This is a genomic window from bacterium, assembly GCA_012517375.1.
Classification (GTDB): Bacteria; Hydrothermota; Tepidihabitantia; order B3-TA06; family B3-TA06; genus JAAYVC01.
This window is the reverse complement of sequence record JAAYVC010000065.1, coordinates 35,345-49,968: the sequence shown is the minus strand read 5'-3', so window position 1 is coordinate 49,968 and position 14,624 is coordinate 35,345. Positions and strand designations below refer to the sequence as shown.

The following is a 14,624-nucleotide window of genomic DNA, read 5'->3' as shown; positions in this document are numbered from 1 at the left end:
TAAAGCGGTAAAGATGCTTGAACCTAAGGATATCGGAACTCGAAAAGCCACTATAATGTGGACAAGCGCCGAGCAATCCTGGATGGGATACCGCGTCTATCGTTCCAAAGTAAGCGGAACGCTTGGAGATCCCATAGTATCCTACACTTATGGAAACGGCTACAATAGATTTGATACCACGTATACAGACGATAAGCTCGATCCTGGAACAACCTACTACTATTCCGTCGAGGTAACTGACTCAGCGGGCAACGAGGCTCTCTCCGATCAAAAGTCCCTGACTACTCAAAGCTTTGAATACGTAGGCAACAGACAGCCCCTAGGCGGCGGTCACGGCGTAAGACTTGCCAATAAGGATCTTTACATCTTCTGCGCTACTCGCGAACAGAGCGTAAAGATATTCACACTCGGAAGCGCCGGACTTGATGCCGGACCAACCATCCCTCATCCATTAAATGACAACAGCGCTTGGGCCTACGATTTGTATGTGTCAGGAAGTCTGTTGCACGTAGCTTTCGGCAAAGGCGGTTACTGGTCATATAATATCGGTAATCCGTTCAATCCTGTTGAATCCACTTACGTTGATGCAGCGACTCTTGGAGGCGAAGCCCGTGCCATCTATGCAATAGGTAGCGACATTTTTGTCGGTTGCACCGATCCTGCCACCAATACCCATACCCTCGTTTACTTTAACTACACTAACACAGGCGCTTTGTTTATCGACACTCTCTACGATATACCTGAAGACATACATGTAACCAACGGCTACATCTATATTGCTGAAGGCAATGCGGGTATGGAGATTTTGAGCTGGAGTCCTACGGCATCAGATCCGATGCAACCTGTAAGTCTCTTTTCTACCTACGATGCCGCTCACAGGGTATACGTAACAGGAACATACGCCTATGTTGCAGCCGGCACGCAAGGCTTCCTCGTCGTCGATGTGGGTAACCCGACGAGTCCTTACCAGGCTGCTCTGTGGGCAGGCGATCCGGCCAGCAATTCCTGGGGCATTCAGACCTCCGGCAACATAGTGTACGTCTCAGACGGCATTTACGGACTTAGGGTTCTGAATCTCACAAATCCTCTGTATCCTTACCACATCGGCACCAAGGATATAACAAACATCGTCGGCGCTAACGACCTGCGCGATGTAATAATAAGAAGCGAAGGCTCTACAACACAGGCGATACTCGCAGACTGGAACAACGCCATACACATGATTCGCTGGTAATACCTTGTATAGCATAACCTGAAAAGGTTGAAAAAATTGAAGGTCCGCAATGCGGGCCTTCTTCATTATTGATAAAGTTGTCGAGATTAATCTGGCTTCAAGATTGTATGTCCGGCTTCAGGAAGAACGCTGGGGTATTCTTCCACGTAATGCAGGCCCCTTGATTCCTTACGCTTGAGCGCTGATTGAAGTATCAAGTCGCCCACAAGAAGCATGTTGCGAAGCTCCTGAATAGCCGGGCTGAAAGTACCTTGAGGATAAAGCGCATCGAGCTCCTTGACGAGTTCCGCAATTCGAGCGCGACCGCGCTCCATCTCAGAGACAGAGCGCACGATTCCTGCAAATCTCCACATAGTTTGTCTTAATGATGAAGCCAGCGAATTGATGAGAGATGGATCTTCAATGCTTTTAAGGCAGCATTGGAAAGGGATCTTTGAGATTTTTAAAGGGTTCCGTCCGTTATCTTCAAGCGTTGCCATTGCCGCTCTGTTTGCAAAAACCAGCGCCTCCAGAAGGGAGTTCGATGCAAGACGATTTGCGCCGTGCACACCCGTGTTTGCGCACTCGCCTGATGCATAAATTCCTTTGACTGAAGTGCGGCCCCATAAGTCTGTTTTTATTCCTCCGACCGAATAGTGCGCCGCAGGCACAACAGGAATGGGTTCTTTTGTGATATCAAGACCGAAACGCCTGCATGTTTCAGCAATCATCGGAAACCGTTCGAGTATTCTTTCGGAAGGGATTGAGGAAAGGTCGAGAAGCACGTAATCGAGCCTTCGAGTCCGGAGTTCGTTGTATATAGACCTTGCAACGACATCGCGCGGAGCCATCTCAGCGTCTTTATGATATCTTGTCATAAAACGCTCGCCGTCAGGCGTCTTCAATATCCCTCCTTCTCCCCTGACGGCTTCGGATATGAGGAATGCCCTGCCGTCGATGGTTGCGCCGAAAAGAGAGGTCGGATGGAACTGCACGAATTCAAGGTCTCTTGCCTCGCAGCCGGCTCTCCAGGCCATGGCAACCCCGTCTCCCGTTGCGATTCTCGGATTGGTCGTATGCTCATAAAGCCAGCAGAGCCCGCCAGAGGCTAGCATAATGGCCTTTGCATGAATCTCAACGAACATGTTATCTTCGCGATTAAAAGCAATAACGCCGTAGCATTGCCCGCTATCATCGATGAGCAAATCAATCACGAAGAACTGCTCCATAATAGTCGCGTTTCGGCTTGAACGAACCGTACCGAGTAATCCGTTCTCGACGGCCTGGCCTGTAGTATCGGCAGCGTGAACGACCCTTCTTTTTGAATGTCCGCCCTCTATCCCAAGCTCAAACGCTCCAGCTTTTGTGGAAAAGTCTATGTGCAGTTTTTTAAGCGCCCTTACAAGACCGGGACCCTCCTCCACCATTATTCTCGATGCTTCAATATCGCACAACCCGTTTCCGGCGTTCAACGTATCTTCAAGGTGAAGTCTCGGCGAATCGTCAGAGCCAACCGCAGCAGCGATACCGCCCTGGGCATAGTTCGTGTTGGAGTCAGAATCCCCCTTCTTGGTCAAAACCATTACCTTAGAGGTCTTTGATACAGTATATGCAAACCATAACCCCGCAATCCCCGAACCCACGACAATGTAGTCGGTTTCAAGTTGCATATCTAAAAGCGGTAAACCAGCTGCACCCCGGGATTGTCAAATTGAGGAATCAGGCCTAGTCTGGACTCTTTTGGAGGAGAGAAAAAGCTCACGTCGAAGACGCTGAACACTCGTGTCAGCACCATCACTCCAGCAAGAATCTGAGCCGCCCCTACAGAATTCCGCATCGAGGTCCTCTGCTGAAAGTATTCGAGCCTGAGTGAGTCCGTCTTCCATAGCCATGCATCCTCATCCTCTATCTTTCTTGCCTCGTAGTACTCCTTTTGTTTCTCCAAGTCATCGGGATAGCGGCTTCTAGCCTCGATAAGAAGATCGGCATTATAATCATCCGAAGACATATAGCTCTCCATTGAATTAAGATAGGATGAGGACCGGTTGAGAGGATTGGCTCCTGCATTCATCGCTGCCATGCCGATTGCCGAGTTGTTTTTCTGATATGAATCCCAGCCGAAACCTGCTACGCCTGCAATCGTTATACCGTCTATCCACAAAAGAATCTCTCCCTTTGTCTGATAGCCCCGCATCAATTCTCCCGACCCCGGAAAAAGAAGAGACGCCCACGGCGCAAAACGGTCTTTTCTGGTCATTACGACGGAATCAGGAATTGTTCCAGCTAAATCCGGAGACGTGCAAACAAGAGACAGCAGTATGAGCATCATATCCTCCTTTATCGAGCTATACCAAGCTTGTAGAGTTCAACCGTTTTCAGGCCCGATTTCACGGCCTCCACTCGAACTATGTAAAGGCCTGAAACCAATTCTGCAAGAACCTGATCAAGAGGAATATCGTTAATCATACCAGGCTGAAAATCAGGTTCAAGAGAGGCCTGAATCTTTCCTGCGATATCGATGATTTGAATCTTTAAGTCGTCAACATCGCCTATCGTCGCCCTTAAGTAGGCATGGTTCGCCGCAGGATTAGGATAAACGTAAACACCCGTAAGCGGCTGGCTTGGAGCCGAAGGAGAAGTAAAAGACTCAGTAACCAGACCGGTATTCGCAGGATCATGCATCCAGGATGACCATAAAGCCTTTGAACCGGATGTACGCCAGACATTTACAAAACCGCTGTCAGCGCCGACAAGAATGTCGAGCTTTCCGTTTCCATCCAGGTCGGCAACGGATACAGCCCTGCCCACACCAAGCTTGGTGTAGAGCGTTTTGTAAGGCTTGCTGTTTCCTGATTTCAGAAGATACACCCCATGATCAGGAGATCCTACAACAATCTCCATCTTGCCGTCTGAGTCGATATCGGCCACTGCGGGCGAGGTGCGAAAGCTGAAGGTGTAAGGAAAAGTGAAAGGATATAGATATCCTTCATGAGGAATCCACACCAATCTGTCGTAAGTTTCGGGAAACACCAGGGGATACCCGTCAAGTGCAGCACCGTTAGCCTCAAGAGCCCAGATGCCGTTCAATGAGCCGAAGACAACCTCTGGCAACCCATCGGAGTTCATATCAGCTACAGCCGGGGCTGTGAGAGGCGGAGGGAACGTCCTTGTTGACTTGTATTTAACTACTCCGTCTAAATCCACGGCAAAGTATCTGTAAGAACTATATTCATAGGCGAAAACAACGATCTCTCTCTTCGAGTCTCCGTCGATATCGCAGACGACAGGCGGAACGTCGCATTGGGCAGAAGCCTTGCCTAACGCAACAGGAAACCCCTTAACAGTCTTCCCAGAGCGGTCAAAGACGTACAGGTTTCCGGAGGATGCAATAACGGCTATTCGTAAAGGAGAGGTTTGGACAAGCGCGAAACCTGCCCTTACCTCCTCTCCGAGATCGAGAGGAAATCCTGAAATAATGGAAACGGTATCGGATTCGACCTTCAACGCATAGACTTTGCCGAATTCATTGACGCTGACAATATCGAGGATGCCATCTCCATCAATATCTGCAAGCATCGACGCTGTAAAACTCCTGCCCGATAAGTCGAATGGAAATCCGGACTTGGGAGCTGCTTGACTCCCGTTTATGAGCGAGTCTGTGTCGAAGACAGAAATCCGACCAGTTGTACCGAGAAGGACGGCTTCTACGACACCGTCTCCGTCAACATCGCCGAAAGCGGGAGACGAAGACAAGGATCCGAAGTTGAAGGTAAGAAACTGGGATGTGGAAGCATAAGGCTGTCCGTTCGCTCTCCATGCATATCCTATCCGGCCCTCTCCGTCAGGGCCCGACCCGAAGGCGACCAACTCCTTTGTTCCGTTACCGTCAATATCCATGGCGTTTATGAAGTTGACTTCATTGAGATTCTCAGCGGTTTGGGGGAATCCCTTCAGGTTGTCGCCGAACGTGATCTTCACCCTCATAACGGTGTCTGATGGATCAAGTACCTCTACGTTGATTCCTGTCTCGCCGTAGTACCCATCCGAGGATGGATTGGTAGAAATGCCGAAGTCGGTATTGCCGCCCGAAAAAAATGGATCGAACACAGAACCCTGAGACGCGTAAGCCTGTGTGCTTAAGTAAAGAATTTCATAGTCCTGAATACCGTCGGCCTCCTCCATATCGACTGCATTATGCTGTCCGTAAGATGCGTATCTGATCCAGGAGTTAATTCTATTGTAATCGCCCCATTCCTCAACCACATCTTCATCCACGTGCCATATGATTATCCCTGATCCGGGCTGGTAGGAATCGTATTCGCCGTTAACGACCCATATAGGTACTCCGTCCTTAACGTCGACTTCAACCGTGTCCTTCGCAAGGATGTCGACCTGTCTGTTCTCAATAAGAAAATACTCACCCTCCCTGATAGGAATCTTTACAAGGGTGGGGTGCTCGACTCCGGTTCTTTCAGGAATAGCCAAGGTATCGAATTCTGCGGCGTATAGGGATATGGTCGTATCGCGTGCAACGACTACCGCGCTATCCCAGCCCCATATGTAGCGGTGGAACGCATCGTGCATTGAAGGAATCTGGCCCGGCGGGTAGCTCAGCCATCCGCCGCTTCCCATGAGCGACCATGCGCCCACACCCTGCGTGTAATAGGTAACGTCGTACAAGTCCCATGCACCAAGAAGGTGCCCGAACTCGTGATACAATACGCCTGGAAGTCCGTACATCGCTCCCTCTACCCTGGGTGATTCGGGCAGGATTGAGGCTGAAGATATCGGTACGCCTCCAGCCTCCACAAAATCCCTGCCTGTATACGCATCAAGAGCGCCCGGCGTAACCGTGGCTGACGCGACATCGGATGTGTAGCCGTAAGCGGCCGATGTCTGCAGCGTGCTTCCTGCGTGAAAGACAACCACCATATCAAAGCTTCTTCCAGCATAGGTATAATGGTATCTGGAGAAATCTATCTCTGGGTCCTTTGCCGCGGCAAGAAGCGCATCACGCATTAAGAGCGTGATGCCCCTGTCCGGATTGCTTGAGTCTCCGTAGAATGCCATCTGATGCGAAACCTGATAGCATCTGAAAGGTTCCTTGGGATAAACGTCATACTCAATGACGAGCTTGCCCCTTGAGTTCAGGAGATAAAAGTTGCGTAACCCGAGCATCTGGTTCTCGAAATAATTACGGTCGTGGGGCGGATCGTAGGAAAGTCCGTCGGATGGAGTGCCGAAACCCTTCAAATCCATCTTGCCGTTGCCCCAGGTAGTCGAATCATCATCCTCTGGGAATTCGACCCTTAAAACAAGCACCCGCAGAGTCTCGGGAACCGCTATCCCTATCCTGGAGGTAAGATATTTTAATGCAGCGGTATTGACCCAAGACGGGGTTTTAGCCGACCTTTCGAGAATGCCTCTATAATAGGGATTATCAAGACGGGATTTGAAGGGTTCCCGCGGTATTTTAATTTTTTCAGCAGATACAGCGATAGTGGCTGTAAACACTAAAAGCATTATTCTTCTTATCATATTCATTTCTCCTTCCTTAAATCTTACTTACCGATTACAAAAACGAAGAACAGCTCTATCGCCTCCAGATGTTATTGCAGTCACTAACAGAATATTCAAACGGAGAGAGAGGGATTTGAACCCCCGAGACGTTGCCGCCTACACGATTTCGAGTCGTGCGCCTTCGTCCACTCGGCCATCTCTCCTTTAAACTAAAGTTAATAAATTTCATCTCCCCCGCTTGCCCGTTTAATATCAGACTCACCTGAATCTTTGTTCCTTCTTTTGTCGCGAAAGAACGATTGCATGAGCGAAGCCGCTTCTCGGGCAAGCACTCCTTCTTTCACCTCGAATCTGTGGTTGAGTCTTTCGTCTTCGCTTATCTTATAAAGCGAGGCAACGGCACCGAATTTCGCATCACGAGCCCCGAAAACCACAAGCGGAATGCGCGCGAGAACGATGGCTCCCGAGCACATAATGCAGGGTTCTACCGAAACGTACAATGCAGTATTCACGAGCCTCCACGACTCCAATGCCGCGGCTGCAGCCGTAATAGCTATAATCTCCGCATGAGCTGTCGGATCGTTCAACCGTTCGGTCTGATTATGTCCCCGACCGATTATCCTTCCCTCGTGAACGACTACGGCGCCCACAGGTATTTCACCTTCCCTGTAAGCGGTCTCAGCCTCCCGAAGCGCTTCGCGCATCCAGCGCTCTTCGGAGCCAATCACAACACAACTCCTTGCGAATCTGTACCCTTAAGCATTAGTTCTAAGGATAGTTACAACCTGAGGAATGTCAAGCTGAAGCTTGCAAGCAAAAAGCGGCCGCGGCCGCTTTTTGCTTGATTTAAGTACGCCCGGAGGGACTTGAACCCCCAACCTTCTGATCCGTAGTCAGATGCTCTATCCAGTTGAGCCACGGGCGCAACACGTGTATTCTAGCTACCTGGAGATGAATGTCAAGAAATTCTATGACTACCAGACGAACGCAAACCTTGCACCCGCTCCCAGGAAAATACCGTAATCAAAAGCCGTACCGTTATACCCAAGTCTGCCGCCAAGTTCGCCGAAAAGATGGAGTCCTCGTGAGATCTCGTAGGAAGCTCCTCCCCCAAGGTCTACGCCTGCCCAGTAAGAAGTATTCTCTCCAAACGAATTAACCGATACCCCTAATCCGCCGAAGCCATAAGGTCTCCACTGCTTGTATCTTCCCATGAAGACGATATCGAACGGAGATCCCAGATTTATACCGAAATAGTTTGAGCTGTCGCGGATAGAGAGCGACACGAGGTTGGTTCTGAGCCAAAGCACGTTGCGGTAGAGATTTATAAGCATCTCACCCGAAACGGTCAAGGGATTAAGGATTCCGCTTACCGGAAGAACGGTGCTGGAAAGCTTGGGACCCATCATCATAGGATGGATTTTACCTCCGCCTTTGGCTTGTGCGCTTAAAGAGAGCGGGATATAAAGAAGTGCTGTAACAAGCAACACGGTTAATATACGCTTCATGCTTCCTCCTAGAGTTTGAAGGGTCAAAAAAACATGACCGGATATTATCCGGTCATATTAATCCTTTTTTTTAGTTAAGTCAAGCCCTTTAAGGCATCAGTTGTGCATTCCTGGCATATCCATATCGTCCTCAAGCATTCCCGGCTTGCCCTGAGGAAAGCCCGATCCCATGCCGCATCCGCCACGCATATCCTTTAACATCTTCCACTGGTCGGCCGTAAGTATCTTCTGCACCTCAAAAATCATTCCGGCATGCAGAAGTTCAAGATCCGTTCGCAGGGAACCGATGGTCTTGATCTTTGCTTCTATCTGCGCTCTGTTGGGATTTTCTGCATCCATCAGCTTCGAAAGCGCCAGTTCTTCCTTCTCCAGCTTCTGCCTTATCTCGAGAGCGTTCTCCTGCTGTGAATATCTCAAGTTCTTGAGCTTTGTCTGCTGATCTTCGGTCAAATTGAGAATCTCTATCATTTGCGGATTATGCAGCATCCTGAAATAATGCATGCCTGCGCCCATCCCGCCTGCGCCCATCATGCCTTGATTCATCATTCCCTGACCTTGCATCATCTGGCAACCGCCCTGTGCGGCTCCAAGTAATGTTGAGAGAAGTAATGTCGCGGTTAAGTTAACCATTTTATCTCCTTTTTGTCTTTATTCAAGAAAATCATACTTAAATTATAGTAATTGCAAAGCCTTTGGCAAGGTGGCCGGAGAGCTCCGGCCACACACCATGGGGCTCAAGCGACTGTCAAGAGACATTGCGCCTCCAGCCGCTATTTTTTTATCGATTAAATCTCCCCTGACCGTCATGCGGCCCTTCCCCGCTACCCCTGAACGGATGCATATCCCTAAGCTTCTTTATTTGTTCGTCTGTAAGCAGCTTGCGAACCTCGAAGCAGAGATTCACTCGTTCTATCTGCAGGGCGGTTCTCAAAGCGCCTATTTCACGAACCTTCGCTTCTATTTTGGACTGCTGCGGTGCATCCTCCTCAAAAAGTCTTTTTAATTCGAGGCCCAGACGCTCTATTTTTTGCTTTGTATCGAGAACCTTTTCCTGGTGGTCATCCTGTATCTTCTTTATCTTGGCTTGTTGATCACGGGTCAAATCGAGCTCCTCTGAAACCTTAGGATTGAGTAGCATCCCCGGATTCATGAACCCCTGCCCTCCGGGCATGCGGACTGCGGACGCCGCAAGCAGCATTCCGGCAATCATGGGAATTGCGGCAAGTTTGAACATATTTTTCTCCTTTCAGAATTGTTCGATAACATGTTTGACAATATAAGCGCTCAAAAGTTTAATTTCACTCGCTTGACACCTGCTTGGAGGGGATTATGCTTTGACTTGTGATTCTTTTAGCGCTTCTGCTTCATGGGATGGTGGATACTCTTGAACTCCCCTTTTCCGCAAAAGCCTTAACGCCTTTAACTCAGGGAAGAATAGCCTTTCTGACAGGAGAAGGAGACCGCTTAGTGATTTTTTCGCCACCTGGTTCGGTTGTTGATAGTATCAGCCTGCCTGAAAGGGTTGTTTTTGCGCAAAGAATTCTCCTCAACGAAGACCTTTTCTACGTGATATCGGGATCTGAATTAATCCTTTACGATTTAAAGACTGGAAAGAAAGGGGTTATTGCGAAAGATATTGATGATGCAGTCCTGACAAGCATAGGCGAGATATGGACGTTGTCTGATTTTTCACTTAAGCGTCTGTCCCCCCTCGGAAGACAATTGGAAAGTATAAACCTGACAAGGCGACCCCTGCGACTCGAGTGTTTTGACGACAGCTTGATACCCCTTTTCCCTGGCGAGAGAGTAAAGGCTGACTGGAGCGATGAACTTGAGAAGTCGAATCAGGAATCCTTGATATACTCGACTTCTCAATACCTTATCGCAATGACCAAGGACGCGCTTTATATTCTCGCCGATTCAAAGCGCGTCTTGATGATTCGCTAGTGCTTCTTGTTTCTTTTTTTATTGCATCATCCCTTCTCGTACCTCGAGAGGAAACGATTACACTCGAACCAGGAAGATTAGAATACCTTCTGGCTTATCCTTATATAGTGAAAAATTCAGTATCCATAAGCCCTTCACCTGATTCAGGATGGCTGATTAGAGATTCAAAGCTGATCCTCGACAAAACCCCAGTTGATTCCTTAACTGTCGTAGTCAGTTATAAGACTCTTGCGGATGCCCTCAATGAGTTCAGCGTCTACGAACCCTCTTCCCAGAGCCGATTCGATTCAACAGCTCTTAAATCTTCAGAGCCTGAGTCAGTCAATACCGGCAATTTAGGCGTTCACGGTTCAAAAACATTTTCGCTTTCAGTAACCAACAAGGGAGCAGGCGACCTTAAACAGGGGCTTACGGTTAACCTTTCGGGGAATCTTGCTGGCGTAGACGTTAAAGGTTATATCACTGACGAGGAGGCATCCTTCGTTCCTGAAGGAACAACCGAGAAGATTGAAGATTTTGATAGAATCAACATACTATTATCTCAAGAAAAATGGAAACTGGGCGCTGGCGACCTGGATATTTCTTATCCTTTGGCTGGGTACAGTCCAATCGAGAGGAGAATAAAGGGCGCAACAGGCGAGATTTCATTCGGCAAAAATACCGCCTTGCTGGCATTCGGAATAGAAGGAACCAAAAGAGGCAGCAGCGGGATAGAACCCATAGACGGCAAGCGCGGCCCGTACTTTATAGGCAGGACGGATTCTGAACAACCGTTGATACCCGGAACCGAGAAAATATGGCTTGACGGCAGACTCCTTGCGCGAGGCAGGGACAAGGATTATGTTATTGACTATGCTACGGGCGAGGTAACCTTCAGCAACACCCTGAAACTTGAATCCCGTTCAAGGATAGAGGCGGAATATGTCTACGCCGGGAATGATTATACGGCTGACAATGAACTTGCGGGATTCAGCAGTGGCCCGTTCAGCTTTTTTTTCTACAGGGAGGCGGAGTCGCGGAACCATCTTTTATATTCATGGTCTGCTGAGCAGCAGGCGATACTGGACACTGCGACATCGTATGAGGCTGTACTTCCGGGAGCAAGTTTTGTGGGAGAAGGAAACGGAAGCTACTTTCAGATAGGCAATCATTACGAATGGGTTGGTCCTGGCGAAGGGGATTACGATGTCGCTTTCAGAAGCGTCGACTCAGCAGCAGGGGACTACGTTCTTAACCCTGATTCGGGGTTTTTCATTTATGCAGGCCCGGGTTCAGGGAATTACCGCGCAGAGATATTGACGCCGCTGCCGGAAAGCGAGGAGCTCCTCGGTCTCTCGTTCGACAAGAGATTCGGTCCCGCAAGCATTCTTCTTTCCGCAACGGGCTCAAGAAAAATGCCTAACCTTTACAATACGGCAAACGCCATGTTCGGACACAGCCATCAGGCAGGCTTCGATTTGAGATTCGATAGGGTAAACCTTTATTTAACGCATATCCTTCAGACAGAACACTCATGGCTCCCAGTTGAAAAGATCAATGCCAACAAAACCGATCGCTGGAACATCGACACTTTTTCTTCCTCTTTCAATGAACAGGAGGCAGGAGTTGAATGGAGCCCGATCGATTCCTTAAGCATCAGGGTCAAAACCGGACACTTGTGGTCGGATTCAAATGCATGGAGAGCGGAATCGAGTGTGAGATTCAAGTTCGCAGACATCTACGCAGACTGGCTTGCATCAAGATGGCGAATACGAACTAATCTCTACCCGCGCTTCGGCTTTCTTACGCCTGTGGCAGGGTTTTCATGGTCAAGATACACGGGAAAGCTGCCGAATTCTCAGGCTTTTGAACCACTAGCAGGCTTCGGCATCACCCCTCTCCCTAATCTCTCGATAAAAACGACTCTATCGAGAAGGATTGACCAGAAGGATTCCGCCGGCAACAAAACCTGGCTAGATACATTGTACTACGACCGCCTCGCCTTGGAAGGAACCTGGATTACTGATAGACTTGAAACTTCGCTTGTGACCGGATTTGAGAGATTCATTCCCCTGGGAGATTCGAATATACAGGCGTTCTTCGGCGATCTTCGCTTCACGTACTCACCTTCCGCAAGGACTAAATTCTGGCTTGATCTCTCGCAGCATCTTGCTTCCAGTCTTAATGTGAGAATTGACTATCTACCTGTAGAACCCGGCACCGGAGATTACTCAAAGGATTCTACAACCGGAGAGTATGTCGCAGATGATGGGGGCGACTACAAACAGGTAGTTATACGCGAGACCGCAGGGACGCTCACGCTCCAGCGTTCCGCTTCTCTAGGAACCGATTTGAACTTGAACTTCTTGCGGTTGTGGACCACCATGGATTACAGGAGCACGGACTCTGCAAACAACCTTAATGCATCATCAAGGATAACAATCCTTCCAGCCAGCGATTATTTCAGCCTGATCCTCTACCCTTCCTACAGAAACCAGCTCTTTCCGGCATGGGGAGGCCTCCGCGAACGCCTGGAAAGCTGGAACGTCGATGCAGAGATCCGCTCGAGGGTTCACAGACAGTATCTTCTGCGTTTGAAAGCTTCTGCAATGAATGAAGTACGAACAAGAGCGGAAACACCTCTCCGTTCAAGAAACCAATGGAGCATAGCTCTTGAACCGATACTGGATTTCTGGGCCAGACTTGAGCCATCATTAGGCTTTGGCTATCTCGTCGCCGAGGAACCTTTGTACTTTCCGGAACTCGGGCAGATTGATATTCAAAGGGTGTGGTTGGGCGTTCAGGCGGAAAAACCTTGCAAGAGCTGGCGTTTCAAGGCCGGCTTCCTTTTGACTCAAAGGCAATCGGATGTGGCCGAGGACCTCCTCCCCTATCTTATCTCGAAGGATAATCCTCCTGGCTTGACGCCTTCCTGGAACGCAGGCATCGAGCGCTCACTCGGGAAAGGGATAAGCGTCCGCCTTTCATATGATGGCGCGCTTTATCCGGATACGCGCGGTCTTGAAAACAAATTCGAGTTGTCGGCAGGTATGTACTTTTAGAAAGCTATTGTGTGGAATCAGGCAGCACAAGCTCCCTCAGGCCTGACTTTTCCAGTTTTGCGTACGCCTTGTTTCCCTGAAGGTAGACCTCGGTTGCGGATTCGGGAAGTTTTGAAGCCTTGAGTACTTCAATCCATGTCTGGTCGCGCAGCGTGATGATTATTACACTATCCGCCTTAGCAACAATTCCATCAGGACGTACATCATGGTTTAAATCGTGAATTGAATGTATCAGGTTTTGCTGATTTTTTTCGGTAACAATCCAGGCATTAATATCGGATAGGTATGAGCGAATACGTTCTGCATCCGCTCTGGTTTTAAAGTATCCAACCCTGAATTTCGTCATGCTTGCGTCTTCCAATGTATAGTAAGGAAGCCCCTGGTTAGCAAGCCTTTCCATAAGAGGTCCTACGCTTGCCAGATTGGAGAATGCTCCTACCTGAAGGGCATAATAGCTTCCATCCTGCGGTTTAACAGGCTGAACTAGATATGGTTCGGTCTCCCTGGTTCCTCCGGGAAGCGCAAGCTTCTCGCCGCAAATAAAAAGCGGCTTGCCGAAAAACGGATAGCCGATGCCTCCGTCAGCGCAAGATGCGTTATAGCTTCCAAGAGCTTCGAGTGAAGGAAGACTCATCGTGATTATTCCGTCCGGGACTAGCGCTACCGCTATTGTATCGGAATCCACTGCCGACAACCTGGAGATACTGAGATAAGGCCTGCGGGTGACGATTCTTGCGCTCAAAGGATCAACAAGCATGAGTTCGGCTGAAGTTGACGCTAATATCTTGTCCCTCCAAACAGCAATCTGCTTGACCTCGGATGCCAAATCAAGCTTCGCGGATTCCTTGGTTAAGACGTTGTAGAAGTGAAGGCTCGAACCTTCGGATTCGATAAGAACATTTCCGCTCATCGAGGGTTTCTTAAGCGTCCAGCCAGGCGAAGCGTCGGTCGTGTTCTTTGCGGCAGGATCATAGACGAAGCTTTTCTGACCCGAAAAAAAGATGTTTCCTGATGGAAGAAGAAACATCCTGTCTGGCGCTGAAGGCAGCGCATACGTATAGAGAATGCTGAACTTCGTCTGCGAACCCTGAACCGCATTCAAGGCATCAGCGCCGAGCAGGTATATGCGGTCGTCCTTGCCGATAACGGCACCGGAATAGCTCCTGTCAAGCCTTAATACTGCCGATATTTCCTCTTTTGAAGCATCGACCGCAAAAAGCGCCTGTGACGTAAGAACGTAAGGCCTTGTTCCGATAAGAATCGTTACCGGCGTACCGAAAAGCGGAAGTCTTCTTGAGCCCTGGTTTGTTATGATGCGAAGATCGGCGTCGTCTATCTGATAGGCCTTGCCTGCGGAGACCCCGTATGTTGATGACCACAAAGGCAGGCATAATA

The 14,624-nt window shown here is 49.1% G+C and carries 11 protein-coding genes and 2 tRNA genes; 3 read left to right on the top strand and 10 right to left on the bottom strand.

Annotated elements, in window-relative coordinates; all coding sequences use genetic code 11:
- Positions 1–13 precede the first annotated feature (13 nt).
- Positions 14–1,234, top strand: a complete 1,221-nt coding sequence (locus tag GX441_07225) for a hypothetical protein (GenBank protein ID NLI98433.1) — start codon at positions 14–16, stop codon at positions 1,232–1,234.
- An 86-nt stretch (positions 1,235–1,320) separates the two neighbouring features.
- On the opposite strand, the gene nadB is transcribed toward GX441_07225, so the two are convergent.
- The 9 genes from nadB to GX441_07180 all read right to left on the bottom strand — a co-directional run bounded on the left by nadB (position 1,321) and on the right by GX441_07180 (position 9,475).
- Entirely contained in the window at positions 1,321–2,883 is a 1,563-nt protein-coding gene (gene nadB / locus GX441_07220; GenBank protein ID NLI98432.1) for an L-aspartate oxidase, read from the bottom strand.
- Positions 2,884–2,885: 2 nt separating this feature from the next.
- A complete protein-coding gene (locus tag GX441_07215; GenBank protein ID NLI98431.1) occupies positions 2,886–3,542 on the bottom strand; it encodes a hypothetical protein in 657 nt (218 codons plus the stop codon).
- A gap of 8 nt (positions 3,543–3,550) precedes the next feature.
- Positions 3,551–6,751 carry a T9SS type A sorting domain-containing protein gene (locus GX441_07210; GenBank protein NLI98430.1) on the bottom strand — a complete coding sequence of 1,067 codons (3,201 nt, stop codon included), beginning with the start codon at positions 6,749–6,751 and terminating at the stop codon, positions 3,551–3,553.
- 100 nt (positions 6,752–6,851) lie between these two features.
- A tRNA-Ser gene (locus GX441_07205) sits at positions 6,852–6,936 on the bottom strand.
- A gap of 12 nt (positions 6,937–6,948) precedes the next feature.
- Positions 6,949–7,437: a nucleoside deaminase gene (locus GX441_07200; protein ID NLI98429.1), complete on the bottom strand. Its 489-nt coding sequence runs from the start codon at positions 7,435–7,437 to the stop codon at positions 6,949–6,951.
- 147 nt (positions 7,438–7,584) lie between these two features.
- Positions 7,585–7,658 (bottom strand) — tRNA-Arg (locus GX441_07195).
- Positions 7,659–7,707: 49 nt separating this feature from the next.
- Positions 7,708–8,241, bottom strand: a complete 534-nt coding sequence (locus GX441_07190; GenBank protein ID NLI98428.1) for a hypothetical protein — start codon at positions 8,239–8,241, stop codon at positions 7,708–7,710.
- Between the two features lie 96 nt (positions 8,242–8,337).
- Positions 8,338–8,871 (bottom strand): Spy/CpxP family protein refolding chaperone, encoded by a 534-nt coding sequence (locus GX441_07185; GenBank protein ID NLI98427.1) that lies wholly within the window; start codon positions 8,869–8,871, stop codon positions 8,338–8,340.
- A 148-nt stretch (positions 8,872–9,019) separates the two neighbouring features.
- Positions 9,020–9,475 carry a periplasmic heavy metal sensor gene (locus tag GX441_07180; protein ID NLI98426.1) on the bottom strand — a complete coding sequence of 152 codons (456 nt, stop codon included), beginning with the start codon at positions 9,473–9,475 and terminating at the stop codon, positions 9,020–9,022.
- 107 nt (positions 9,476–9,582) lie between these two features.
- Between GX441_07180 and GX441_07175 the strand changes: the two genes are divergently transcribed.
- Together GX441_07175 and GX441_07170 are read left to right on the top strand one after the other, a co-directional pair.
- Positions 9,583–10,188, top strand: a complete 606-nt coding sequence (locus tag GX441_07175) for a hypothetical protein (protein ID NLI98425.1) — start codon at positions 9,583–9,585, stop codon at positions 10,186–10,188.
- The gene (locus tag GX441_07170) at positions 10,188–13,229 is read left to right on the top strand and encodes a hypothetical protein (protein ID NLI98424.1); all 3,042 of its coding nucleotides are present in this window, start codon (positions 10,188–10,190) and stop codon (positions 13,227–13,229) included. The genes GX441_07175 and GX441_07170 overlap by 1 nt, the downstream gene beginning before the upstream one ends.
- 4 nt (positions 13,230–13,233) lie before the next feature.
- Here the strand turns inward: GX441_07170 and GX441_07165 are convergent, their stop codons facing one another.
- Positions 13,234–14,610, bottom strand: coding sequence for an SPOR domain-containing protein (locus GX441_07165; protein NLI98423.1), 1,377 nt, complete (start codon positions 14,608–14,610; stop codon positions 13,234–13,236).
- Between the last annotated feature and the right edge of the window lie 14 nt (positions 14,611–14,624).

Coding starts and splice junctions, on each gene's coding strand:
- GX441_07200 (NLI98429.1), bottom strand. CDS start 7,437: ATGCGCGAAGCGCTTCGGGAGGCTGAGACCGCTTACAGGGAAGGTGAA.
- GX441_07225 (NLI98433.1), top strand. CDS start 14: ATGCTTGAACCTAAGGATATCGGAACTCGAAAAGCCACTATAATGTGG.
- nadB (NLI98432.1), bottom strand. CDS start 2,883: ATGCAACTTGAAACCGACTACATTGTCGTGGGTTCGGGGATTGCGGGG.
- GX441_07210 (NLI98430.1), bottom strand. CDS start 6,751: ATGATAAGAAGAATAATGCTTTTAGTGTTTACAGCCACTATCGCTGTA.
- GX441_07215 (NLI98431.1), bottom strand. CDS start 3,542: ATGATGCTCATACTGCTGTCTCTTGTTTGCACGTCTCCGGATTTAGCT.
- GX441_07190 (NLI98428.1), bottom strand. CDS start 8,241: ATGAAGCGTATATTAACCGTGTTGCTTGTTACAGCACTTCTTTATATC.
- GX441_07185 (NLI98427.1), bottom strand. CDS start 8,871: ATGGTTAACTTAACCGCGACATTACTTCTCTCAACATTACTTGGAGCC.
- GX441_07180 (NLI98426.1), bottom strand. CDS start 9,475: ATGTTCAAACTTGCCGCAATTCCCATGATTGCCGGAATGCTGCTTGCG.